At 64.5% G+C, this 23,725-nt stretch carries 26 protein-coding genes and 2 pseudogenes; 11 read left to right on the plus strand and 17 right to left on the minus strand.

The features are described 5' to 3' along the window. Positions 1-141: 141 nt before the first annotated feature. On the minus strand, positions 142-333 hold the full coding sequence (locus AC1D2E_RS08540) for a hypothetical protein (RefSeq protein WP_478196994.1): 192 nt from the start codon (positions 331-333) through the stop codon (positions 142-144). A 107-nt stretch (positions 334-440) separates the two neighbouring features. Here AC1D2E_RS08540 and AC1D2E_RS08545 point away from each other — a divergent pair, with 107 nt between their 5' ends. Next, entirely contained in the window at positions 441-602 is a 162-nt protein-coding gene (locus AC1D2E_RS08545) for a hypothetical protein (protein WP_478196995.1), read from the plus strand. A gap of 1,136 nt (positions 603-1,738) precedes the next feature. On the opposite strand, the gene AC1D2E_RS08550 is transcribed toward AC1D2E_RS08545, so the two are convergent. Continuing rightward, on the minus strand, positions 1,739-2,629 hold the full coding sequence (locus AC1D2E_RS08550; protein WP_478196996.1) for a LysR family transcriptional regulator: 891 nt from the start codon (positions 2,627-2,629) through the stop codon (positions 1,739-1,741). A gap of 102 nt (positions 2,630-2,731) precedes the next feature. On the opposite strand from AC1D2E_RS08550, the gene AC1D2E_RS08555 reads away from it, so the two are divergent. From AC1D2E_RS08555 to AC1D2E_RS08580, 6 genes and pseudogenes are all read left to right on the plus strand, one after another. Then, on the plus strand, positions 2,732-3,724 hold the full coding sequence (locus AC1D2E_RS08555) for an aldo/keto reductase (protein WP_478196997.1): 993 nt from the start codon (positions 2,732-2,734) through the stop codon (positions 3,722-3,724). Positions 3,725-3,790: 66 nt separating this feature from the next. Next, on the plus strand, positions 3,791-4,774 hold the full coding sequence (locus tag AC1D2E_RS08560; protein ID WP_478196998.1) for an aldo/keto reductase: 984 nt from the start codon (positions 3,791-3,793) through the stop codon (positions 4,772-4,774). 43 nt (positions 4,775-4,817) lie between these two features. Further along, positions 4,818-5,308 (plus strand): annotated as a pseudogene (locus AC1D2E_RS08565) (SDR family oxidoreductase). A gap of 61 nt (positions 5,309-5,369) precedes the next feature. Then, positions 5,370-5,810: a (R)-mandelonitrile lyase gene (locus AC1D2E_RS08570; protein WP_478196999.1), complete on the plus strand. Its 441-nt coding sequence runs from the start codon at positions 5,370-5,372 to the stop codon at positions 5,808-5,810. An 8-nt stretch (positions 5,811-5,818) separates the two neighbouring features. Further along, complete coding sequence (locus AC1D2E_RS08575) at positions 5,819-6,088, plus strand: hypothetical protein (RefSeq protein ID WP_478197060.1); 270 nt, start codon at positions 5,819-5,821, stop codon at positions 6,086-6,088. After that, entirely contained in the window at positions 6,037-6,174 is a 138-nt protein-coding gene (locus AC1D2E_RS08580; RefSeq protein WP_478197000.1) for a hypothetical protein, read from the plus strand. Before AC1D2E_RS08575 ends, AC1D2E_RS08580 begins: the two co-directional genes overlap by 52 nt. A gap of 85 nt (positions 6,175-6,259) precedes the next feature. Here AC1D2E_RS08580 and AC1D2E_RS08585 read toward each other — a convergent pair whose 3' ends face one another. From AC1D2E_RS08585 to AC1D2E_RS08620, 8 genes are all read right to left on the minus strand, one after another. Continuing rightward, positions 6,260-8,497: a xanthine dehydrogenase family protein molybdopterin-binding subunit gene (locus AC1D2E_RS08585; protein ID WP_478197001.1), complete on the minus strand. Its 2,238-nt coding sequence runs from the start codon at positions 8,495-8,497 to the stop codon at positions 6,260-6,262. Between the two features lie 10 nt (positions 8,498-8,507). After that, positions 8,508-8,981, minus strand: coding sequence for a (2Fe-2S)-binding protein (locus AC1D2E_RS08590; protein ID WP_478197002.1), 474 nt, complete (start codon positions 8,979-8,981; stop codon positions 8,508-8,510). A gap of 64 nt (positions 8,982-9,045) precedes the next feature. Continuing rightward, a complete protein-coding gene (locus AC1D2E_RS08595) occupies positions 9,046-9,732 on the minus strand; it encodes a flavodoxin family protein (protein ID WP_478197003.1) in 687 nt (228 codons plus the stop codon). Between the two features lie 165 nt (positions 9,733-9,897). Then, entirely contained in the window at positions 9,898-10,176 is a 279-nt protein-coding gene (locus tag AC1D2E_RS08600) for an ester cyclase (protein WP_478197004.1), read from the minus strand. Between the two features lie 233 nt (positions 10,177-10,409). After that, on the minus strand, positions 10,410-11,252 hold the full coding sequence (locus tag AC1D2E_RS08605) for an SDR family oxidoreductase (RefSeq protein WP_478197005.1): 843 nt from the start codon (positions 11,250-11,252) through the stop codon (positions 10,410-10,412). A 13-nt stretch (positions 11,253-11,265) separates the two neighbouring features. Next, positions 11,266-11,406 (minus strand): hypothetical protein, encoded by a 141-nt coding sequence (locus AC1D2E_RS08610; RefSeq protein ID WP_478197006.1) that lies wholly within the window; start codon positions 11,404-11,406, stop codon positions 11,266-11,268. A 92-nt stretch (positions 11,407-11,498) separates the two neighbouring features. Beyond that, on the minus strand, positions 11,499-12,071 hold the full coding sequence (locus AC1D2E_RS08615; RefSeq protein ID WP_478197007.1) for an ester cyclase: 573 nt from the start codon (positions 12,069-12,071) through the stop codon (positions 11,499-11,501). Between the two features lie 9 nt (positions 12,072-12,080). After that, entirely contained in the window at positions 12,081-12,341 is a 261-nt protein-coding gene (locus AC1D2E_RS08620; RefSeq protein WP_478197061.1) for a hypothetical protein, read from the minus strand. A 34-nt stretch (positions 12,342-12,375) separates the two neighbouring features. On the opposite strand from AC1D2E_RS08620, the gene AC1D2E_RS08625 reads away from it, so the two are divergent. Beyond that, positions 12,376-13,278 carry a LysR family transcriptional regulator gene (locus AC1D2E_RS08625; RefSeq protein ID WP_478197008.1) on the plus strand — a complete coding sequence of 301 codons (903 nt, stop codon included), beginning with the start codon at positions 12,376-12,378 and terminating at the stop codon, positions 13,276-13,278. Positions 13,279-13,324: 46 nt separating this feature from the next. Here AC1D2E_RS08625 and AC1D2E_RS08630 read toward each other — a convergent pair whose 3' ends face one another. Continuing rightward, positions 13,325-13,657 carry an aldo/keto reductase gene (locus AC1D2E_RS08630; protein WP_478197009.1) on the minus strand — a complete coding sequence of 111 codons (333 nt, stop codon included), beginning with the start codon at positions 13,655-13,657 and terminating at the stop codon, positions 13,325-13,327. Between AC1D2E_RS08630 and AC1D2E_RS08635 the strand changes: the two are divergent. Next, positions 13,656-13,964, plus strand: a pseudogene (locus AC1D2E_RS08635) (kynureninase); the annotation flags it as partial. The gene AC1D2E_RS08630 and the pseudogene AC1D2E_RS08635 overlap by 2 nt on opposite strands. 65 nt (positions 13,965-14,029) lie before the next feature. Here AC1D2E_RS08635 and AC1D2E_RS08640 read toward each other — a convergent pair. From AC1D2E_RS08640 to AC1D2E_RS08660, 5 genes are read right to left on the minus strand one after another with little or no spacing between them, the layout of a single operon-like run. Then, a complete protein-coding gene (locus AC1D2E_RS08640; protein WP_478197010.1) occupies positions 14,030-14,989 on the minus strand; it encodes a tripartite tricarboxylate transporter substrate binding protein in 960 nt (319 codons plus the stop codon). A gap of 22 nt (positions 14,990-15,011) precedes the next feature. After that, the gene (locus AC1D2E_RS08645; protein WP_478197011.1) at positions 15,012-15,887 is read right to left on the minus strand and encodes an amidohydrolase family protein; all 876 of its coding nucleotides are present in this window, start codon (positions 15,885-15,887) and stop codon (positions 15,012-15,014) included. Then, complete coding sequence (locus AC1D2E_RS08650; protein ID WP_478197012.1) at positions 15,884-17,080, minus strand: CoA transferase; 1,197 nt, start codon at positions 17,078-17,080, stop codon at positions 15,884-15,886. The genes AC1D2E_RS08645 and AC1D2E_RS08650 overlap by 4 nt, the downstream gene beginning before the upstream one ends. Before the next feature lie 8 nt (positions 17,081-17,088). After that, positions 17,089-18,066: a tripartite tricarboxylate transporter substrate binding protein gene (locus tag AC1D2E_RS08655; RefSeq protein WP_478197013.1), complete on the minus strand. Its 978-nt coding sequence runs from the start codon at positions 18,064-18,066 to the stop codon at positions 17,089-17,091. A 31-nt stretch (positions 18,067-18,097) separates the two neighbouring features. After that, positions 18,098-18,967, minus strand: coding sequence for an HpcH/HpaI aldolase/citrate lyase family protein (locus AC1D2E_RS08660; protein WP_478197014.1), 870 nt, complete (start codon positions 18,965-18,967; stop codon positions 18,098-18,100). 75 nt (positions 18,968-19,042) lie between these two features. Between AC1D2E_RS08660 and AC1D2E_RS08665 the strand changes: the two genes are divergently transcribed. After that, on the plus strand, positions 19,043-19,963 hold the full coding sequence (locus tag AC1D2E_RS08665) for a LysR family transcriptional regulator (RefSeq protein WP_478197015.1): 921 nt from the start codon (positions 19,043-19,045) through the stop codon (positions 19,961-19,963). A gap of 162 nt (positions 19,964-20,125) precedes the next feature. Beyond that, positions 20,126-22,525 carry a penicillin-binding protein 1A gene (locus tag AC1D2E_RS08670; RefSeq protein WP_478197059.1) on the plus strand — a complete coding sequence of 800 codons (2,400 nt, stop codon included), beginning with the start codon at positions 20,126-20,128 and terminating at the stop codon, positions 22,523-22,525. A 59-nt stretch (positions 22,526-22,584) separates the two neighbouring features. Here AC1D2E_RS08670 and AC1D2E_RS08675 read toward each other — a convergent pair whose 3' ends face one another. Continuing rightward, positions 22,585-23,703, minus strand: coding sequence for a Bug family tripartite tricarboxylate transporter substrate binding protein (locus AC1D2E_RS08675; RefSeq protein ID WP_478197016.1), 1,119 nt, complete (start codon positions 23,701-23,703; stop codon positions 22,585-22,587). Positions 23,704-23,725: the final 22 nt, after the last annotated feature.

Consider the following 23,725-nt stretch of genomic DNA (forward strand, 5'->3'; position numbering starts at 1 on the left):
CTGTTGCAAGAGGGCAGCTGTTGCAAGAGGGCAGCGAGCTCTTTGGCGGACGCTGCGAAGTGTTCTACAACGGTTCGGTGGCGGCGCCGAGATGATTTCGCGCGAGGGCGCACCGCCCGACGCTCGATGGCGCTACGTGCATCAGCGGACGGCCATAAGCTGCAGCGTAGCGGCAATGGGCGAAGGAGCGCTCGCCGTCCAGCGCAATCGCTCCGATGGCGCCGCGAGGTAGTCCTGGGTTGCGAACGGGCCCGAGCTGGCGCCCAGCGAGGCGCGCAGGTAGTCGGGCCCTTCGGCCTCGATGCGCAGCAAGTACTCCATGCGATAGACCATGCCCGGTGCGACATTGCGCTTGGGGCCGACGGTGAAAGGTCAACCGCCCGGCACCGAGCCGGGCAAGACGTACCTCAACGCTTCTGGCCAGGTTGCTGCTGAGTGCCTTGACCTGGCTGCTGACCGGTCTGCTGCTTACCCGGGTCTTGCTGTTGCTGCCCTGGGCTACTCGGGCTGCCTTGCCCCGGTTGCGGCTTTCCCGGATCCTGCTGCTGCTGGCCTGGGTTGCTCGGCTGATTGCCGGTTTGATTCGGGTTGTTTTGACCTGATTGGTTTGCCATATGAATGCCTCTTAAGTCATCGGAGCAATGGCGCTCCGGAGTTCAAAGTAGGCACCCGTTGGGCGCGCAGCCRTAGTCACGCATCCAGTCGGTTCGTAGGACAAATTTCGTATGACCGAGATCGCCTTGTCGAAAGAGGCCCTCGCAACCTATCGCGAATCTGATCTGACCGGCATCTTGAGTTTGAATCAAGAACCAGGACCGGTTGAATCCGCAACCAACAGCGGAAGTTCGTCACGGTCCTCCAGTTTTCCTTCAAGCGCTTCGCTCTCTGGCCAGAGTTGCCCCAAAAATCGTGAGCTACGTCTACGACCGGGCCAGGAACTGACCTTCGACTTTTGGGTTCATTCACCCCATAAGGCGGGGCTTCGCTAGCGCGACGCGTAGGTCAAGCGCTCATTTGAACGGAATGCTGACCGGGAGAGGGATGGCTCCTCCTCGCTAGTCAAGCGTCCTGCGCGGAAGCTTGATGGTGAAGACACACCCAGTGCCAGGTGCGTCCCGAACGGACAAGACGCCTCCGTCAGCCTCAACGTTCCGTGCACGGTTCGTTGTCCCTGAGAAATCCTGCCACGACGACGGGAAGGCAACTGGTGCTGTCCGCAATAGAGCAGGGCCAGTCGCCTGATTTCGCCGGTTTTCCTGATCCTCTGCCAAGCAGCAGTTGCCTGCTTGTCGTCGGCATCACCGGAACCGCGAAGACAACCATCTTGCTTCACGCGCTCCGGCTTCTTGGGCCGCAGGTGCGTCCGCTTGGTGAGTGCAAGGAAGCGGGATTCCTAGCGGCAACTCACTTGGTGTATTTGATCGTCCCCATGAGCCACGACGGAAGTCGAAGTGGATTTGTGACAAACATTCTCCTGGCAATCGATCGTGCGCTCGGCTCCAGCGTCCCAGGTCATGGGCCCAGTCGAACCGTCCAGTATTTGGCTCAGCGTCGGCACCGGAGCTCTACAGTTCAACGAAGAGCAACTTCGACGCTGGCACGGTAAGAGGGTCACCGTTCAAGGAACGCTGTATGGACCGCACCCGGACCTAGGTGGATGCGGTCATCTTTCAGGCCAGGAGCGGTCATACGCGACCGGCTGTTATGGAGTTCCTTGCATCTGACCGTCCGCGCTCGCCTATCGCGTCTTCTGGAGGCGCAACGCCTCGACCACCAGCATCAAAGCCTGTGAAGCACGACGCGTCGCGTAGTAGAGGTGGTAACCGGGGTAGGTAATCGTCCACCGGTTCAGCGTCGTCACGAGCCGTCCAGCCTTGATGTGCTCGTCGACAAGATCTTGTGGCAGCCAAGCCAACCCGTGTCCGGCAAGTACAGCCTCAACGATCAGTTCGTTCTGGTTGAAGACGAGCCGTCCCTTCACATGCGCGTTGACCGTCCGTGCGCCATGCTTGAACTCCCACGGCAGCAGGCCGCCGTGGGTCGGCAAGCGAAGCCCGATGCAGTCGTGCTCGGTCAGGTCTTGCGGCGTCGACGGCTGCGGATAGCGACCGAAGTAGGCAGGGCTGCCGACAACCACGATACGCATGTCCGGCGCAACGCGGACGGCAATCATGTTCTTGGCCACGTCGTCGCCGAGGCGGATGCCGATGTCGAAACGTTCGCCAACGATGTCGGCGAACCGGTTGTCGCTGCTGATCTCCAGTCTGATCTCGGGATACTTGGACAGCCAGGGCAACAGCCTCGGCCAGATCAAGGTCCGCACCGCGTGCTCGGTCGCCGTGAGGCGGACCGTGCCGATCGGCTTGCCGCGCATCTCGCCGAGTGTCGCCAGCTCGGCTTCGATTTCGCCCAGCCGCGGTTCGACCGTTCGGTAAAGCCTTTCGCCTGCCTCGGTCGGGGCCACGCTGCGCGTGGTGCGATTGAGGAGCTTCAGGTCGAGCCGCTTTTCCAGCGTGCGGACCGTCTGGCTGAGCGCCGACTGCGTGACGCCAAGCTTGGCGGCGGCGCGGGTGAAGCTCCCCTCGCGGACGACGGCCGCGAACGCCGCGAGGTCATCGAATCGTCCCATTAATTAAGCCTGCTAATGATTGAATGTCAATTTAGCAGTCTAGTCTTTCAATGCCAAGGCGCCTAGATTCCATGAAGCCGCAACACAAACATGGAACGCCTCATGAAAACCCGCCAACTTGGCCGCCATGGTCCCACCGTCTCGGCACTCGGCCTCGGCTGCATGGGCCTGAGTTTCGGGCTCGGCCCCGCCTCCGACAAATCCGAGGGCATCGCCGTGATCCGCGGCGCGTTCGAGCGTGGCATGACCTTCTTCGACACCGCGGAAGGTTACGGCCCGTTCACGAACGAACTGCTCGTCGGTGAAGCGATCGAGCCGATCCGCGATCAGGTCGTCATCGCCACCAAGTTCGGGTTCAAGCTCGACGACAGCGGCCAGATGGTCCGGCTGGACAGCCGCCCCGAGCACATCCGCGGCGTGGTCGAAGCCTCGCTGAAGCGCCTGCGCACCGACCGCATCGATCTGTTGTACCAGCACCGCGTCGACCCGGCCGTGCCGATCGAGGACGTCGCCGGCGCGGTCCAGCAGTTGATCGGCGAAGGCAAGGTCAAGCACTTCGGCCTCTCCGAGGCGAGCGCGAAGACGATTCGCCGCGCGCATGCCGTTCAGCCCGTCGCGGCCATCCAGAACCACTACTCGCTGTGGATGCGCGAACCGGAAATCGAACTGCTCGCGCTCTGCGAAGAACTCGGCATCGGCTTCGTCTCGTGGGGCCCGCTCGGCCAGGGCTTCCTGACCGGCCGTATCACGCCGGACACCAAGTTCGACGACGCGACCGACTTGCGCGCGACCTTTCCGCGCTTCACGCCCGAGGCGCTGAAGGCCAACTTCGCGATCGTCGACTTCCTGCGCGCGATGGCGGCTCGCAAGAACGCCTCGCCGGCCCAAATCGCGCTCGCCTGGCTGCTGGCCCAACGGCCTTGGGTCGTGCCAATCCCGGGCGCGACCACGATGGAGCACCTCGACGACAACCTGCCGGCCGCCGAACTCGTGCTGTCGGCCGACGATCTGCGCCAGATCGACGAAGCGTTCGCCGCCATCGACGTGAAAGGCGCGCCGCTCTCGGAAGGCCTCACGGCGATCGCCGACAAGTAGGCGCCGCACATGAGCCTCGGCGCGAGCCGCTGAACGCACGAAATCAACTGAACACAAGGAATCGACATGCAACAACGACAACTCGGCAACAGCGACTTGAAGGTCTCGGCCCTCGGCCTCGGCTGCATGGGCCTGAGCTACGGCTATGGTCCGGCGACCGACACCGCGGACGCGGTCAAGCTGATCCGCGCGGCCTTTGAGCGAGGCATCACGTTCTTCGACACCGCCGAAGCGTATGGCCCGTTCGTCAACGAGACCGTGGTCGGTGAAGCACTCGAACCGATCCGCGACCAGGTCGTGATCGCGACGAAGTTCGGCTTCTGCGAAGGCAGCACCACCCAGGGCCTCGACAGCCGCCCCGAGCGCATCCGGCAGGTGGCCGACGAAGCGCTGAAGCGCCTGCGGACGGACCGCATCGATCTCTTCTACCAGCACCGCGTCGATCCGGCCGTGCCGATCGAGGACGTTGCCGGAACGGTCAAGGACCTCGTGCGCGAGGGCAAGGTCAAGCACTTCGGTCTCTCCGAGGCCGGCGTCGACAGCATTCGCCGCGCCCATGCGGTTCATCCGGTCGCGGCCCTGCAAAGCGAGTATTCATTGTGGTGGCGCGAGCCCGAGAAGGAGATCCTCCCGCTGCTCGAAGAGCTCGGCATCGGCTTCGTTCCCTTCAGCCCGCTCGGCAAGGGCTTCCTGACCGGCGCGATCGACCAGAACACCGCTTTCGGCGCGACCGACTTCCGCAACACGGTGCCGCGCTTCGCGCCCGACTCGCGCCAGGCGAATCGCGCCCTGGTCGATGTGCTGGCCGGCATTGCGGCGCGCAAGCAGGTGACCCCCGCGCAGCTCGCGCTCGCCTGGCTGCTCGCGCAGAAGCCGTGGATCGTGCCGATCCCCGGCACTACCAGGCTGAGCCGGCTCGAAGAGAACACCGGCGCGGCGAGCGTCGAGCTGTCGGCGGTTGATCTGCAGGAGATCGAATTCGCCGTCTCGCGTGTTCCCGTGCAGGGAGCGCGCTACTCGGCGGATCGCCAGAAGCTCGTCGGGAAATAAGCGCCCGAAGCACTTCAACGCACACGGAAGAAGGAAAACCACCATGCCAAACGTCATCGTCGTGATCGGGGCCGGATCCATCGGTCAAGCCATCGCACGTCGGGTCAGCGCCGGCAAGCACGTCCTGCTGGCCGACTTGAAAAAGGAGAACGCCGACGCGGCCGCGAAGGTGTTGAGCGACGCCGGGTTCGAGGTCACGACCGCATCGGTCGATGTCTCATCGCGTCAGTCGGTCCGCGCCCTCGTCGAAGCGGCGACGCATCTCGGCGACGTCACGGGTGTCATTCACGCGGCCGGCGTCTCGCCGTCGCAGGCCTCGCCGGCGACGATCCTCAAGGTCGATCTCTACGGCACCGCCCTCGTGCTCGAATGATCGATCTGTCGGCCGCCAAACGGGGCGGCACGCCGGATGAAGTCGGAACCGTCGGCGCGCTTCTGATGGGCGCGGACGGCGGGTTCATCACCGGCAGCGATTTCCTGATGGACGGCGGCGTGACCGCGGCCTATTGGTACGGCGAGCTGGCCCCGAAGTGAGGCCGACCGCAACACGGTTCGACCCTCGACAGCCAAAGCCAACAACAAGGAGTACATGAACATGGAACTGAAACGCGCCGGCTCGCAGGCCTCCGTCAAAGGCCCCGCCGAAACTTTCAGCGGCACCGTCCGCATCGACCCGCTGCATGCGGCATCCGACCCGGCGCGCGTGTCGTGCGCCTATGTGACGTTCGAACCCGGCGCCCGATCGGCCTGGCACACCCATCCGCTTGGCCAGATCCTCGTCGTCACCGCAGGCTGCGGCTGGACGCAGTGCGAAGGCGAACCGATCGTCGAAATCCGTGCCGGCGACGTGATCTGGTGCCCGCCCGGGCACAAGCACTGGCACGGCGCCACGCCGACCACGGCAATGACGCACATGGCGATCCAGGAGTCGCTGGACGGCAAGGCGGTCAACTGGCTGGAGAAGGTCACCGATGCGGAGTACCTCGTGGGGCCGCCTGCAAACCAGACCTCGATTGCGCCGTGCGCGCAAGGATAAAAGTTCCGATGACCTATCCCGTCAAGAGCTACGCGGCCCGTTCACCGACGGCGCCACTCGCGCCGTTCGCGCTCCGGCGCCGCACCCCTCGCCCCGACGATGTCGTCATCGACATCCTCTTCTGCGGCGTCTGCCACTCCGACCTGCACAACGTGCGCAACGACTGGGGCAACGGCTGGTCGTCGAGGAGGATTCGCTGCGGCAGGGTCATGCGGTTCGCGCCCTGGTGCGCGAACTCGCCCGCGCCGGCTCGTTGCCGGACGACGCCGAGCGCGTAGTGGGCGATCTCACGAAAGCCGAGACGCTGGCCGCGGCCATCAACGGCATCCACGCGATCGTCTTCACGCACGGTTCCATCCGCTAGCCCGCCCGAATAGCTGCCACTCAGCCTCCCTCGCCTCCAGCCAGGCCCGGGCGCGCAGGACCACAGCGCCGCGGCCTTGTGCATTTCAGGCAAGCTTGAAGGGCAACTCGCGCAACGGCTTACCCGTCAATTGCGCGATGGCGTTGGCGAACGCGGGCGCCAGCGGCGGCAGCCCGGGTTCGCCCATGCCGGTGGGCGGTTCGGCGCTGGGCACGATGTGCACCGCGATCTGGGGCATGTCGGTGATGCGCGGCACGACGAAGTCACCGAAGTTGCTCTGTTCCACGACGCCGTCCTTGAGTGTGATGGCCGCGCCCGGCAGGCACATCGACAGGCCCATCACCGCGGCGCCCTGCACCTGAGCCTCCACGCTGCGCGGATTCACCGCGAGGTTGCAATGCACACCCGAGGTGACGCGATGCAGCACCGGTTTGCCGTCCTGCACGGACGCTTCCACCACGTAAGCAACGACGCTGTCGAACGACTCGTGCACCGCCACGCCCCAGGCGTGGCCGGTGGGCAACTGCTTCTTGCCGTAGCTGCTCTTGTCTACGGCCAGTTGCAGCGCGGCGCGATGGCGCGGGTGCTTGTCGCCGAACAACCGCATGCGATAGGCCACCGGGTCCTGTTTCGTCGCACGGGAAATCTCGTCGAGCAAAGTTTCCATCACGAAAGCGGTGTGCGTGGAGCCCACGCTGCGCCACCACAGCACCGGCACGTTCACCTTCGGGTGGTGCACGGTCAGGCGCATCGGCACGCCGTACGGTTCGCGCATGCCCTCAGTGGCTGTGGCGTCGATGCCGTTCTTCACCTGGAACTGCCCGAACACGGTTCCGGTGGTGATGGACTGGCCGACGATGACGTGGTCCCAGGCCAGCACCTGGCCGCGCTCGTCGAAGCCGATGCGCGCGCGGTGCAGATGCATGGGGCGGTAGTAGCCGCCCTTGATATCGTCCTCGCGGCTCCAGAGCGTGCGCACGGGCACGTTCAGGCCGGCGGCGCGAGCGGCCTTTGCAATCGCGCAGGCCTCGACCACGTAGTCGCTCGTGCCCACGAAACGCCGGCCAAATCCGCCGCCGGCCGTTTGCACGTGCATCGTGACCTGATCGGGCTTCAGGCCCAGCACAGTTGCGGCGGCGGCTGCATCGAGGCCCGCGCACTGGGTGCCGACCCAGAGCTCTGCGCGCCCGTCAGACAGTTGCACGGTGCAGTTCAGCGGCTCCATGGGCGCATGTGCCAGGTAGGGGAAGACGAACTCGGCTTCCAGTTGCCGCGGCGCGGTGGCGAGCGGCGCCATGTCGGCGTCGAAAGCGCGCGGGCCAGCTTGGCCGGCCGACTCACGGTACTGGATCCGCTGACGCTCGCTGTCCACTTTCTCGACCGCGGCCGTGTCCCACTGCAGCTTGAGCGCGTCGCGGCCCTGCTTGGCGGGCCAGTAGCCGTCGGCCACCACGGCCACGCTCTCACCGCCACGGTCCGCCGGCACGCGCAGCACGGCCTTCACGCCCTTGATGGCGCGCGCCGCGCTGTCGTCCATCGAGCTGAGCTTCGCACCGAACACCGGCGGATGCGCCACCACCGCGGTGAGCTGGCCGGGCAGGCGCGTGTCGATGCCGAAATCCTGTCGCCCGCTGCTCTTCGCACGCGCATCGAGACGCGTGGTGGGCTTGCCGATGATCCGGAAGTCCTTGGGGTCCTTCAGCGTCACCTTTTCCGGGACTGGCAGGGCCATCGCGACCCCGGCCAGTTCGCCGTAGCTTGCCTTGCGGCCACCCGGACCGAGCACTGTGCCGGCCTGTGTGCGCAGGGTGGCCACGTCCACCTTCCAGCGTGCGGCCGCGGCCGACAACAACATTGATCGCGCGCGCGCGCCCAGTTCGCGGTATTGCGTGAAGCTGTTCTTGATCGAGTGGGAGCCACCGGTAAGGTGGATGCCGAACAGCGGGTCGGCGTAGGCGGCATCGCCGGTGCCGTTGCGACTGCGCACCAGCTTCCAGTCCGCATCCAGTTCCTCGGCCAGGATCATCGGCAAACCGGTCTGCACGCCCTGGCCGAACTCGAGCCGGTTGATGGTCACGGTGACCTCGCCGCTCGGCGCGATCTGCACGAACGCCGACGGCTGCTGCGTCGGCTTCAGGCCAGGCGCTTCACCCGCGGACTGCGCAGTGGCCAAGTGCGGAAAGGCGCCGAGTGCCAAGCCGCCTGCACCTGCGAGCTTCAGGAAGCTGCGTCGCGGCAGCGTCGCGGCGTCGTCTGCTTGGCCGCGGGTCAGCATGTGCTGCAAGGCGCGTGGCATCTCGCTGCGATCAAGGTTGGGCAACATGGTGGTTCCTTTAGGCAAGGGTCTTGGCGGCATCGGCCACAGCGGCGCGGATGCGGTCGTAGGTGCCACAGCGGCAGATATTGCCGGCCATCGCGCCGTCGATCTCGGAGGCCGTTGGCTTCTTGCCGATGGGAAGTGACTTCAGGAACGCGGTCGCGCTCATGATCTGGCCGCTCTGGCAATAGCCGCACTGCGCCACGTCATGCTTGACCCAGGCGGCGTGCACGGCAGCGCCGACGCGGTCATTGCCATTGGTGGTCGCCTCGATGGTGGTGATCTTCTTGCCTTCGGCCGCCGAGATGGGCGTGATGCAGGATCGGATGGCTGCGCCGTCCAGGTGCACGGTGCAGGCACCACAGAGCGCAGCGCCGCAGCCGAACTTGGTGCCGGTCATGCCCAGCGTATCGCGCAGGGCCCAGAGGATGGGGGTGGCCGGGTCGGCATCGACCGTGTGCTGGCGGCCATTGACGTTGAGCGTGCTCATGATGGGTCGGTTCTCCGTGGTCTTGCTGAGGGTGGTGGGAAGGTGGTGGGTTCGGTGCCGGCTGTCATGTGACCCATGCCGAATCGAATGCATCCAGCATTTCCCGTGGGGTGAGTTGCCAACCCATTCGGCCGCGCCGAACGAACTGGTGCTCGAAGGAGCGGGCTCCCTGTTGCAGCACCTTCTGCCGGAAGGTCTCGATGTATTCGGGTTTGAATCGGCTATTGAAGGTGTTGAAGAGCACGACTCGCCGGCCGTCGAAGCGGCTCTGCTCGACAAACTGCCAGATGGGCGGCGAAGGGCTGAACATCCAGATCGGCGAGCCCAGATAGACCACGTCGTATCCGGCGAGGTCGATCTTCTGAGGTGAAATGACCACCCCGTGGTTCCTGGCATCGCGCATGGCATGGACCCATCCCGCGAGGCCCAGGTCATAGTCGCGCGCTTCGAGCCGATGGAGACCGGCATTCAACCGTTTGGCCAGATGTCGCGCCAGCAGCGCCGTGTTGCCTGAACGGGAAAAGTAGATCACCGCTGACCTCCGCGGTGAGCCTTCAACAGACCCGTCGTACGGCAGCAGTCGTGCGGTGGCGCTGGCCTGATGGCTTTCGATCGTCGTCACGACCAGGGGAACGAGCGCCAGGCCTGTAAGGCCAACGGCCACGCCGACGCCGATTTGCCTGCGGTTCAACATGAAGTCGGTACGCCCCCAAGACGAGGCAGCCTCGTTTCCTAATTCGATGCTCGCCACTGTAGGTACGCGCGCTCGGAAGAAAAATGGGTAAACACTGAACAAGCCATGAAGAAATTCTTCAAGATTGGATCCACCGACTCGGCCTCCATTTCCTCGGAGTGCCGATTGCCGGGCGCTCGCGACGGCTTGAAGCCGGTGGCAAGCGTCGTCGCGAACGCGGCGTCAACGGTTGGGGATCGCGCCGATCTGCGTGAGCAGTCCCAGCATGTCGGGCTGTCCGTACTCCTGAATGAACTGGCCTTGAGGGGACAGGTGATAGATGTTCAACGCCTGTACCGCGATCTTCTTGCCGGAGGGCGGCACCCCGTTGAAGGTCCCGTCTCTCGTACCAGATTGCGTGCATACAAAGAGTCCTTTGGTTGTGCAGTCAGCAACTGCTTGCAGGAGCACCGCGGCTTGATCCCACCGGTGTAGGTCAGCGAATTGGTGGCCGGGTCGCACGCGAGGCCAACGCCTTCCGAGTCTAGGTTCGAGAGCTCGAAGAAAGAATGGCCAAACGCTGAACTACCCTTCAAGAATTTCTTCAAGATGCCAGCACTCTCTCTCGCCAGCTCAACGTGCCGCTCGCCACCAGCTGCTTCAGCTTGGCGGGGCTGCGGGAGTAGCTGAAGACCACATCGTGCCCCGCCCGTGCCAGGAGCGTCCTCTCCTGATCAATGTGGTGACCTGTTCGGTCAGCCGTTGTCGTACGCCAGTGAGGACGACAGCTTGCGGTGGGCATCCGCCTGGGCGAGCAGGGACTTGGCCTTGGCCTCGAAGGCCTGCACAGCATCGGCGCCGGCTGCGAAGCGGGCCGGAGGCTCCTCGAGGCCGGCGAGCTGCACGATGGCGCGGGCGAGCTTGGCGGGATCACCACCCTGTTTGCCATCCATGCTGCTCCACGCGGCGACGGTCTCCCGAGTGCGCTGAGCGTAGTCGTCGATGGATGGAGGCGCGTAGGTCGTCGAGTCGTTGCTGAGCAGTTCCGTGCGAAAGAAGCCGGGCTCGACGAGCATCGTTCGGATGCCGAACGGGGCAATCTCCGGCGTGAGCGACTCCATCCACCCCTCGATGCCAAACTTCGCGGCCGCATAGGCCGTGCAGAACATGCCGCCGGAGATGCCAGCGGTCGACGAGATGGTGAGCAGCAGGCCGGAGCGCTGTTTGCGCATTGCCGGCAGTGCCGCACGGGTGACATTCATCGGACCGAACAACAGCGTCTCGATCTGGTGGCGGACCTGTTCGGGGCTGAGCTCTTCAAAGAAGCCTGCGTAGAAGTTGCCGGCGTTGTTGACGAGGATGTCGATTCGACCGAACCTCTCGACGGCGGCCTCGACCGCGGCCTGGGCCTCCTCGGGGCGTGTGACGTCGAGCTTCAGTGCCAGCAGCTTGTCGTGGTGGCCGACCGCTGCCGCGACCTTCTTGGCGTCGCGACCGGTGGCGACGACGGTGTGGCCGGCGGCCAGCGCTGCTTTGGCAATGTCGACGCCCAAACCACGGCCTGCGCCGGTGATGAACCAAACTTTCTTGTCACTCATGGTGTTCTTCTGATCAGATGTGAGAGTTGAACCACTCGAGCATCAGCTCGGGGTGGTTGCTGAAATGGTTGTAGCCCTGGAAGCGCTCGTCGGTGCCTTCGATCCAGAACAGTTTCTTGTGCTTGGCTGCGATGAGGTCGAAGATCTGCTGCACGTCGGAGGGCTTGACTGGCCGCCTAAGGCCTTGTCTCCACACCGTGTCATCACCGCTGGCGGGACGAGAGCTCTTGCGTGGAGGTGTGGGGTTTACTTGGCACCGGGCACGGTGCCGATTTGCTGGAAGACCGACAGCATGTCGAGCTGGGCACGTTCCTCGACGATCTTTCCGCCGGCCAGGCGGTAGAACGCCATGCTCTCCGCGGTCACGGGTTTGTTCGACGCCGGCACCCCGGCGAAGGGGCCCCGTTGGGTTCCGGTCATGGTGTAGCGGATCGCCACGGTGTCGCCATCGGCCACCATCTGCTTGACGGTCCACACGAGGTCCGGGAACGCCGCCTGATTCGCGGCCACGATGCCGAGGTACGTGTCGCGGCCCCGAAACTGCTGGCCGGCAAAGTGCAGGACGATGTCCGGGCCGATGAACTGCTCACCCAGCGCCTTGTCGCCCGTGCGGAGGAACTCACCGGTGAATCGCTCCATGGTGCGCTTGTTTGCCTCGGCGGTCGCGTGGCTGGCCCGCTTTTGCGACGGGCCTGCGGCCACGGGTGAACCGGCTGACTGCTTTGGTTCCTGCCCGAACGCGGCGACCGAAACAAAGGCGCTCGCTGTACCGAGAGCGATCGTGAGGACACGGATCGCGTGATGAACTGACTTGTTCATATCAGACTTTCAAATAAGTTGAAGAGAGTGAGAAGAGCCTTGGCGCCGATGCGCGATGGCGTCGGTCTTGGCGTAGGGGTGTGCTGGAGACAACATCGGGACATTGGGCCGCTCACGCGCCTGGCTGTACTGGCACATCGGCGAAGCCGCGATCCGGTTGCGCAGCGTCACTCCCTTGAGGGTGTATGGGGCGAACAGGTGAGGCATCGGTCTTACTTCCTTCTCGATGCGATGAATGTAGGCAGCCAGACTGAGAAGAAAAATACCCAAACACTGAATTCCGTATGAAGATATTCTTCAAACCATGAGACTCAACCAGCTTGATGGACTGCTCGCTTTCTGGAAAGTCGCGGAGCACCGTGGATTCACCGCCGCCGCGGCCGCACTCGAGGTGTCGCCCTCCGCGCTCAGTCAGGCGATCCGCCACCTCGAAACCCGACTGGGGGTTCGACTGCTGAACCGGAACACCCGCAGTGTCAGTCTCACCGAGGCCGGCGAGGCCTACCTGTCGCGGATCGGGCCGGCGCTGGGCGACGTGCAGGAAGCGGCAGAGCAACTTCACGCGCTCCAGGGCCAGCCGTCGGGTGTCCTGCGCATCAACGCGGCGCGAATCTCGATCGCCATGGTCCTCCAGCCGCTGCTGGCTGGGTTCCTGAAGGCGTACCCGGACATCCAGGTCGAGCTGACCAACGATGAGGGCTACGTCGACATCGTCGAAAGAGGGTTCGACGCGGGCGTTCGCCTGGGCGAAAGTGTCCAGAAAGACATGGTGGCCGTGCCTCTCGGTGGCCCGATTTCCGTTGCTATCGTGGGCTCACCGGACTACTTCGAGCGACGTCCCGTTCCACGGCACCCCTCCGACTTGGTGCGCCATGACTGCGTGCGATTCCGGTTCTCCGGCAGCGGGGCGATCCACAAGTGGGAACTCGAGGTGGATGGCCGACTTGTCGAATACGAGCCCAGTGGCAATCTGACGATCACCGACTCGTTGTTCTCGGTCGAGGCTGCGCTGGAGGGGGTAGGACTGGCGTACACCTTCGAGCAGCTCGCGCTTCCTCACATTCGGGCCAAGAGGTTGAAACGMGTTTTGAGCGGCTTCTCGCCGACGTTTCCAGGGTTCTATCTGTACTACCCCAGCAGGCGTCAGCAGTCTCCGAAGATGAAGGCCTTCGTCGAGTACGCCCTGGCGCATTTCCGCAGGCGCTGACAACTGTCCAGATGCCCAGGAGCGTCAGTCTGCCTCGTACCACCGTTCATTGCCGAACATGACACGATGGTGACCCCCCGGCCGGCGGGAATGGGCATGCCGAGGCGACGAGCTCTTCGTTGTGTCCCCAGCCGTAGAAATCGGCGGTGTCGATGACGTTGATGCCCTGATCGACCCCGCGCTGGATCACTTGCAAGGACTCCGCGTCCGATCGAGTGCCGTAGGCGTTGCACATGGATCGCGATTGCACATTCCTGCCCGATGCCCAGCAGCGCGGATTGTTCCAGCCCAGGTCCCGACAAGGTCTGGGACGCCCGCAGCCGCCCTCCGCCTGGAATAGCCAGAGACGCCCGCGCACCCAAGGAACTGCAATGGCCATGACCCGAAACGACTGCGTCGCGCTCGACGCAAAGGATTCGCTCGCCTCGCTGCGCGACCTGTTCGATCTTCCTGCGGGGGTGATATACCTGGACGGCAACTCGCTGGGCGTACTGCCCAAGGCCACGGCCGCGCGGGTGCAGCAGGTGGTGACACAGGAATGGGGAAGCGAGCTCATCCGTGCCTGGAACAGCGCGGGCTGGATCACGCAGCCGCAGAGGGTGGGCGACAAGATTGCGCACCTCATCGGTGCGGGTCCGGGCGAAGTGGTTGCGGCCGATTCGACATCGCTGCTGCTGTCCCGAGTGCCACGACGCCCTATTCAACGTTGGCAATGGCAATGGCAATGGCAATGGGGCCCGGGCCCGAAGCTTTAGTCCACCTGAATGTTCCGAGCCTTCACCAACGCATTCACCCGAGCGCTTTCGTCCTGCACGAATTTCGAGAACGATTCGGGCGAAGTGCCGGCTGGCACGAGGCCGAGCTGCAGCAGCTTCTCGTTGACCTTGGGGTCGTTCACGGCCGCTTGCACGGCCTTGCCCAGCTTCTGCACGATGTCCGGCGGTGTTCCCTTGGGCAGAAACACGCCGTTCCACTCGACCACGTTGTAACCGGGCAGTTCCGATTCTGCGAGGGTCGGCGTGTCGGGCAGGCTGGGCACGCGCTTGGCGGAGCTGACGGCGAGCGCCCGAAGCTTGCCGGACTTGACGTAGCTCGACGTCGAGGCCACGTTGCCGAAATAGATCGACACCTGCTGCCCCATCACATCGGTCAGCGCAGGTGCCCCGCCCTTGTACGGCACGTGCAGCAGGTTGATCTTCGCCTGCTCATTCAGCGCTTCGCCCGCGAGGTGCGAGCCGGTGCCGCCACCTGCCGATGCGAAGGTCAGCTTGCCCGGATTCCTGCGTGCGAAATCGAGCAGCTCCGAGACGTTCTTGTAAGGCGCAGTCGCGGGCACCACCAGGATTTGCGGCGCCGTGGCGACCAGCGAGACGGGGATGAAGTCCTTCGCCGCGTCGAACGGCAACTTGCGCAGCGACGGATTGACCGAGAAGGCCGAGGCGTCATACAGCACCGTGTAGCCGTCGGCGGCCGCCTTGGCTACGTTGTCCGCACCGATCACGCCGCCGGCGCCGGGCTTGTTGTCGATGATGATCTGCTGCCCCAGCGCGACGCTCATTTGCTGCGCCACGATGCGCGCGGTGTTGTCGGCTCCACCGCCTGCTGCATACGGGACCACCATCCGGATGGGCTTGCCGGGCCAGGCAGCGGCGGCCAGCAGCGGAGCACAGGCCGCAATGGCCACGATGGACTTCAGGACAAGTTTTTTCACGGGAATGTCTCGGTTTGTGGTTTCAGGAAAACTGGTAGAGCTGCGCCGGGTTCTGGACCAGCACACGGTGCCTCACGGCCTCGTCGGGAATCCACCGGGCCAAGACGTCGAGCAGGGCGGCGTCGTCCGGCTTGTGCGTCGGTTCGGTCGAATGCGGCCAATCGCTGCCCCAGACCAGGCGCTCAGGCGCTTGATGGACCCAGCGTCGCGCGATCACGTCGGTATCGGCAAAGCCGCCTTCAGCGCCCACCGTCGAGTTCAGGTAGGCGCCGGACAGCTTGATCCACGTGCGCCCTTTCTCGAGCAGCCGGCTGACGACGGCGAAGGCCGGGTGCGCCTGCGGCTCAAGCTGCGGCAGGCGCGCCAGATGGTCGAACACGACCGTGCACGGCAGGCGGCCCAACAGCGGCGCGTGCTCGGCGATCTGGTCGGCGTTCCAGTGAAGCTGCACATTCCAGCCCAGCGCGTGGACGCGCTGCGCCAGTGGCTCGACCATCGAGAAATCGGTGGCGGCATTGTCGGCCGTGTAGAGCGTGAACCGGATGCCCCGGATGCCGCCCTCATGCAGGCGGGTCAGTTCGTCCTCCGTCACGTCGGGCCGGACGACCGCGACGCCGCGGGCGTGCTGAAGGCCGAGCGACGAGATGGCCGCCAGCGTGACCGTGTTGTCGGTCCCGTGAACGCGCGGCTGAACGATCACCGTGCGTCGCGTTCCGATGCGTTGCTGCAGCAGCCGGTAGTCGTCGACGGTTGCATGGTCGACAAAGGCGTCGGGCGCGCCGAAGGTGGTGAAACGCCGGTCGTAGATGTGCATGTGCGCGTCGCAGGCGCCGGCGGGCACCTCGGTTCGCGGCGCCCCGGTGCCGCTGCTGTTCGGGCAGGCGGTTTGCCGGCTCATCGCGCGTCCGCGGCGCGGTCCTGCTTCTGCGATGCGACCACCAGCGACGTGTGCTGGCCCAGTGTCGGCGCGGCGAAGGGCAGCGGGCCGGGCGTGCGGTCGAACTTGATCGGCCGCGTAAAGCCACGGTACGCCCCCAGCGTCGGGTGTTCGAAGGTTGCCACCATGTCCTCCGCCAGCACCTGCTCGTTGTCGAACATGTCCTCGACCGTGCGCGCGGCGGCGCAGGGAACTGCTTCGCCGAAAAGTTCTTCCCACTCGAGCGCTGTGCGGGCTGCCAGCGCCCGGTGCAGCTTCGGAACGATCTCCGTGAAGTGCTGCGCGCGCTTGCGTACGCTGTCGTAGCGTTCGTCGGCCGCCAGTTCGGGCAGCCCCACCTTGTCGCAGAGCGCCTTCCAGAAGTGCGGCGTGTTGGCGGAGATGTAGATGTGGCCTTCCTTCGTCGGGTGGATGCCCGTGATGCCGCCCGAGCGCATGTCGCGCCCCACGTCCTTGGGTTCGCCTTCAGCCCACACCATGCGGGCGGACTGCATCGTGAGCGCGGCGCGCAGCAGCGAGACGCCGACGAACTGGCCCTGACCGCTCTTCTCGCGTTCATACAACGCGGAGGCGACGCCTGCTGCCACCAGCGCCGCCGCGTAGTAGTCGACCACCGAGCCGTAGAGGATCTCGGGCGGCTCGCCGCGCTTTCCCTGCAGGGCGCACATGCCAGTCATCGTCTGCAACACTTGGTCGTAGCCGGCCTTCTCCTTCATCGGTCCGGTTTCGCCGTAGCCGGTGACGCTGCAATAGATAAGCCGCGGATTGACCGCCTTCAACTGCTCGTAGGCGATGCCCAGCCGCGGCGGCACATTGGGCCGGAAGTTGTGCACCAGCACGTCGGCGGTGCGCACCAGCGCCATCAGCGTGGCATGGTCCTCAGCTTGCTTCAGATCGAGCGCGACGCCGAGCTTGCTGCGGTTGACGCCGATGAAGGCGCGGCTCTCGGCTTCCAGCGTCGACGGGTACTTGCGCAGGTTGTCGCCCGTGGGCGGCTCGATCTTGATGACTTCGGCACCCTGGTCGGCAAGCAGCGAGCAGCCGTAGGGACCCGCAATGTAGGCACTCAGGTCGAGGACCCGCAGGCCGGACAGCGGACCTTGCGGGCCCATGCGTGGCGGGAGACCCATGTCGTTGATTTCTGCGGCGTTCATGGCGGTCCTCAGTCGGCGGTGATGTTCTGTTGCTTGGCCAGCTTCTTCCAGCGCTCCACGTCGTCGGCGATGACCTTGCCGAACTGGGCGGGCGACATCGGCGTGGCGATCGCGCCTTCCTTGAGGAAGTTGGCGGCCAGGCCGGGTTTGGCGAGCGCCTTGTTCACGGCGCTGTTGAGCTTGTCGACAATTTCGGCCGGCGTACCGGCAGGCGCGAGCAGGCCCCACCAGAGTTCGAACTCGTAGCCCGGCACCGTCGTGGCCATCGGCGTGAGGTCCGGCGCGATCGGGCTCGGCTTCAGGCTCGTGATCCCGACAGCACGCAGCTTGCCGGCGCGCACCATCGGCAGGAGCGACGGCCCGCTCGAGATCAGCAACTGCGTCTGCCCGCCGACCAGGTCGGTCACGGCCGGACCCATGCCCTTGTAGGGAATGTGCGTGATGTCCAGCTTGCCGACCTGCGCCTTGAGCAGTTCGGTGCCGAACTGGTTCACGCTGCCCGAGCCCGACGAGGCGTAGTTGTACTGGTTCGGCTTGGCCTTGATGGCGGCGATCAGTTCGGCAGGCGTCTTCGCGGGGAACTCGTTGTTCACGGCCACGATGAATGGGCCTTTCGCGAACATCGCCACCGGCGCAAAGCTCTTGTTCGGGTCGTAGGGAAGCTTTGCCTGAACGGCTGCGTTCGTCGTCATGCTGGACGACACCGCGACCAGCGTGTAGCCGTCCGGCTCGGCCTTCGCCACCTGGCCGGTGCCGGTGTTGYCACTGGCACCAGGACGGTTGTCGATGATCACTGGCTGCTTGAGCTCGTCGCCCAGTTCCTTGGCGACCTGGCGGGCAAAAGTGTCGTTCGATCCGCCTGCGGGGTAGGGAACAACGATCGTGATGGGCTTGGCCGGGTAGGCGCCCTGCGCGAAGCTGAGGGTCGGTACGAGGCAGCAGGCGAGTGCGAGCTTGCGGACGGGCGATGGAATAGCGATGGGCATGTTTGTCTCCGGAATCTTGGCAAAAGGGAAATCAGTCGGCCAGCAGGCCAAGGCTGCAGGCGCTGGCGACGATGGCGTGTGCGCGGCGGACGAAAGGRATGTCGATCATTTTTCCGTCCACCACATAGGCGCCGACACCCTTGGCATCGGCATCGCGCGTGGCCTCGATCACCCTGAGTGCGTGGGCGATCTCTTCGTCCGTCGGGCGGAACACGTCGTTGGCAATGGCGACCTGGCTGGGATGGATGCAGGTCTTGCCAAGAAATCCAAGGTGGCGCGAAAGCATCGCCTCGGCGCGGAAGCCCTCGGCGTCGCGGATGTCTGCGAACGCGCTGTCATAGGCATAGATGCCGGCTTCGCCTGCCGCGACGCGGGTCGCGAACATCGCCTGCTGGATCGCTGCCGGCTCGCGACGGGCGATGCCCAGCGGTTCGAACAGGTCGCCCAGTCCGAGCTGCAGGCCCACCACGCGCGCATCGGCCTGGGCCAGCGCGGCGGCGGTGCGCAGCGCCACGGGCGTTTCGATGTTGAGCAGCAAACCCACGGGCTTGACGACGCCGTTGGCCTGCTCGGCCCGTTCGATCGCCGCGACGGCGGTGCGCACATGCGCCGGACTCTCGGGCTTGGGCAAGTTGATCAGGTGCACGCCGGGTTGCACGACCGCCATCACATCCTGCTCGAAATGCGGCGTGTCCATGGCGTTGACGCGGACGATCAGGGTCCTGCCGGAGAAGGCGGTGCCGCCGCCCTGCAGCAGTTCCCGCACCACGTTGCGCGCTTCGTCCTTGCGCGACTCCGACACCGCGTCCTCCAGATCGAGGCAGATGCCATCGGCCGCGCTGGTCAGGGCCTTGGTGAACAGCTCGGGGCGGGTACCCGGTACAAAAAGTTTGCTTCTCATGGCGGCAGTGTCTGCCGCGCATGAAGAAAGAAAAACACATGCTCTCTATGATCAGATGATAGAAAATATACGTTCATGGAAACGGCGTACCTGCAGAGCTTTCTTCTCGTGGTCGAGTGCGGCTCGATGTCGGAAGCGGCTCGCAGGCTCGACCTCACGCCCGCAGCGGTGGCCCAGCAGATCCGCACGCTCGAACGGGAACTCAACGTCCCCTTGCTGGCGCGCGCCGGTCGCACGGTGCAACCGACGGAATCCGGTCACCAGCTCGTGCAGCGTGCGCGGGGTGTGCTGCGGGAGGTGAGTGACATCAAGGCGCTGCTGGGCAGCGAGGCAGCCGGTGGCGAACTGCTGATCGGCACGATCAACACGGCGCTGCACAGCGTGCTGCCGGACATCCTGGCGCACTTCGTGAAGACGCATCCTGGTGTCAAGGTGTTCCTGCAATCAGGCAACACCGCAACCCTCCACAAGGCAGTCCAACAGGGCGACCTGGACGCGGCGATTTGCCTGTATCCCAACTTCGTGCTGCCCAAGACCTTCGACTGGTCGCTGTTGCGCGAAGAGCCGCTGGTGCTGTTGGCGCCGAGTCGGCTGGCGCGGCGCGATCCGCACGAGCTCCTGCGCACCTCGCCCCTGATCCGCTACGACCGCAATCTGGGCGGTGGCAAGCAGGCAGACCGCTACTTGCGCGCCGCTGGCATCGTGCCGCAGGAGCGCTTCGAGTTGAGCTCTCTATTGGCCATCGCCATGATGGTGGACCGTGGCCTCGGCGTATCGATCGTGCCGGACATCGCGTCGCCGCTGCTGGACGGCCAGCGCATCGCGAAGATCGCATTGCCGATTCGTTCGGAGGCGCGCCGCTTCGGGATCCTGTGGCTGCGGTCGTCCGCGAGACTGCGATTGATTCAAGGACTGGTTGCCAGCGCAAACACCGTTACAAATCCGGCGCCGACAGGCCGAGCCAATCTGGCTGCCGGCAGCCCCGGCAGGAACTGACACGACGCCGCAAGGTCGGCATGGCTTTGCTCGCTGAGCCAGCGTCTTCCCCTGGCGGCAGGACCACTGGCCTTGGATGCTGAGCTGAAGCCGTCTTGCTCGGGATATGCGGCCAGCGGCATTTCGGCGACACTTGGCAACCGAGCCTTTTTGCATGCTGTCATGGCCGACCGATCGCATTTTTCGGGACACGCCGACAAGCCGGTTTCAAGATCCTGGCGATCCTGGCTCCTGCGCGTGGTGTTCTGGTTCACAGGGCTGGCCTTGGCCGGGGCGCTGGGCTTGTCATTCGTCGTCTTGACTGCACTCGTGGTCGCCTATCCGAACCTGCCGAACATTTTCGAGCTTCAGGACTATCGACCGAAGCTGCCGCTGCGGGTCTTCTCCTCAGAAGGCATTCTGATTGGCGAATTTGGCGAAGAGCGCCGCGAATTCACGCCGATCTCGACAATTCCCCAGCTGATGAAGGACGCCGTGCTGGCCGCCGAGGACGCGCGCTTTTATGACCACAGTGGGGTCGACTTCAAAAGCATGGTGCGCGCCGGGTACGCAAACCTGAACCGAGTAAAGAGCCAAGGTGCCTCGACCATCACGATGCAGGTGGCACGCAACGCGTACTTGACTTCGGAGAAAACGGTTGTCCGCAAGGCCTACGAGGTCTTGCTCACATTCAAGCTGGAGCATCTCCTCACCAAGGATCAGATCTTCGAGATCTATCTGAATCAGGTCTTCCTGGGCAAGCGGGCGTACGGCTTCGCCGCGGCCTCGGAGGCCTATTTCGGCAAGCCGCTCAAGGACATCTCGATCGCACAAGCCGCGATGCTGGCGGGTTTGCCCAAAGCGCCCGGCGCCAACAACCCGGTCAACAATTCCGCGCGGGCGCGAGAACGCCAGCTCTATGTGATCGACCGAATGCAGGAGAACGGTTTCATCACGCTTGAGCAGGCGGCGCAGGCCAGGCAAGAAAAGCTTCATCTGCGCGACCCCCCAGGCCCCGCCCTTCTGCGCGCCGAATACGTCGCTGAAACCGTGCGCCAGTTGATCTACGCGCAGTATGGCGACGCCACCTACACCCGGGGACTCAAGGTCTACACCTCGATCTCTGCGGTCGACCAAACGGCCGCCTACAAGGCCTTGCGCGACGGAATCATGGGTTACGAGCGAACCCAGATCTACCGTGGACCCGAAGGATTCGTGGATCTGCCCGACKATCCGAAAGAACGCGCAGACGCGATCGACGACGTGCTTGMAGAACACCCCGACAACGGTGACCTGATTGCTGCGGTGGTGCTCAAAGCCAGCGCCAAGGAGGTCACGGCCGTTCGTGCGAACGGCGAGACCTTGCACGTCGTCGGAGACGGGCTGCGGCCTGTCCAGTCGGGATTGGCGGACAAGGCGCCGCGCAACATCATGATCCGTCGTGGGGCGGTAGTCCGCCTTGCGAAGACGCCGAAAGACTTGTGGGGAATGACCCAGCTGCCCGAGGTCGAGGGAGCGTTCGTCGCGATGGATCCGCGTGACGGCGCCATCAAGGCGATGGTGGGCGGCTTCGATTTCAACAAGAACAAGTTCAATCATGTCACGCAGGCGTGGCGTCAGCCAGGCTCGAGTTTCAAGCCGTTCATCTATTCGGCAGCGCTTGAAAAAGGATTCACGCCGGCCACCGTGGTCAATGATGCCCCGCTCTACTTCGATGCAGCCACGACAGGCGGGCAACCATGGGCGCCGAAGAACTATGGGGGCACCTTCGCTGGACCGGTACCGCTTCGCACGGCGCTCATGAAGTCCATCAACATGGTCACGCTTCGCGTCACGCAATCGATCGGTATCCGCTATGCGCAGGACTGGATCACGAACTTCGGCTTCGACCGCGAGAAGCACCCCGCTTATCTGCCCATGGCGTTGGGCGCCGGTGCGGTCACGCCAATGCAGATGGCAACGGCCTACTCGGTGTTTGCCAATGGCGGCTATCGCGTCAATCCTTACCTGATCACGCGCATCACGGACCACAAGGACAAGATATTGGTCGAGCCGCAGCCACCGCTGCTCAACGAAACGATGCGCGCCATTCCGCGACGCAACGCCTTCATCATGGACACGCTGCTGCAAAGCGTCGTCAAGGGCGGCACCGGCGCGAAGGCGTATCAGGCGTTCAAGCGCGACGACCTCTACGGCAAGACGGGAACCACCAACGACTCGATCGACACATGGTTCGCGGGGTTCCAACCGACGATGACCGCGATCGCGTGGATGGGGTACGACACGCCTCGCAGCCTGGGAGACAAAGAGACGGGCAGCAGCCTGAGCTTGCCGATCTGGATCAGCTACATGGAGACCGCGATCAAGGGTGTGCCCGTGACTGAACTTCAGGCGCCCGAAGGGGTGGTCCAGGTCGGCGGCGAGTGGTACTACGATGACTACGCGCCGGGCAGTGGGCTCGCCAACCCATGGGGCATGTCTGCACCGGCACCCGCCGAGGCGGCCCCGCCAACGAAGCCGGAGCCGATTGCGGACCCGTTTCTGGTCGAACGCAGCCGGATTCTTGACCTGTTCCGCAACTAGGCAGGGCGCTTCTCCGCCCTGCGCGATCATCGTGGCGGCGACGCCATGGTGACCCGGGTCTATTGAACCTCTTTGGGAAGGTTCAGACTCTGCAGGAGCGGCACCCAGCGGTCGAATTCGGCGCGAACGAACTTGGACAGCTCCTCCGGGGTGCCGCCCCGAGGCTCCATGCCGATGGCCTCGGCCCGCGCGACGAATTCGGGATCGGCGATCACCTGATTGACGGCCTTGTTCAGTTTTTCGATCACATCCTTCGGCGTGCCCGCCGGAACCGAGAGCGAATACCAAAGGACAGCCTCGATGTCATAGCCTTGTTCCTTGAAGGTGGGCGCATCGGGAACCTGTGGCAGCCTGTGGCTGTCCATCACCCCCAGGATGCGGAACTTGCCGCTGCGGATATAGGGCAGCGAACCCGTGAGGGACGTTCCATGTATATCGATCTGGCCACCCAGCAGAGCCTGGATGGCCGGGGAGTCCCCGTTGAAAGGGATGTGGGTGGTGTGGATGCCGGCGGCCTTCTCGAAGCTCAGCGGCGCCAGGTTGGTCAGGATCGCCGCGCCCGGGGAGCCCCGATTGATCTTGCCGGGATTGGCCTTGGCGTAGGCGACCATCTCCTTGATGTTCTTGTAGGGCAGGTCGGTGCGTCCGACGATGATCGCCGGCTGGTAGGCGATCTGCGAGACGGGCGCGAAATCCTTGGTCGGGTCGTAGGGGAGCTTGTCGAACAGGACCGTGTTGTTGGCCAGCGTGCCTAGCGACGACACAAGGACCGTGCGCCCGTCCGGTCGTGCCCGGGCGACGTAGTCGGCGGCCACGATGCCGCTGGCGCCGGGCTTGTTTTCCACGATCACCGGCATCCCGTGCTTGACGAGTTCGGACGCCAGCAGGCGGACGTACAAGTCAGTGCCGCCGCCTGCGGCAAAGGGGACGACGATCCGGGTGGCTTGCTGTGCCTGGGCCGGACCCAGCGCAAGGAACAGCCCGAACAACGCGCCGGCGATGTACTTCCGAAAACTCATATTTGTCTCCATCCAGATAGGCAGGTGAAACCCGCATCCAGCCGCGCCTTTTGGCGACGAGGTCCGATCGGGCTGAACTCTCCGGGCCAGTCTATGGTCGGGCGCGCCGGTTTGATCTGCAAGGAATGAAAAGCTGCTTTGTATGTCATGCAGATGCACGCCCCAATGCCTGCTGTGATCG

It is taken from the genome of Variovorax sp. P1_H2 (genome assembly GCF_056405295.1).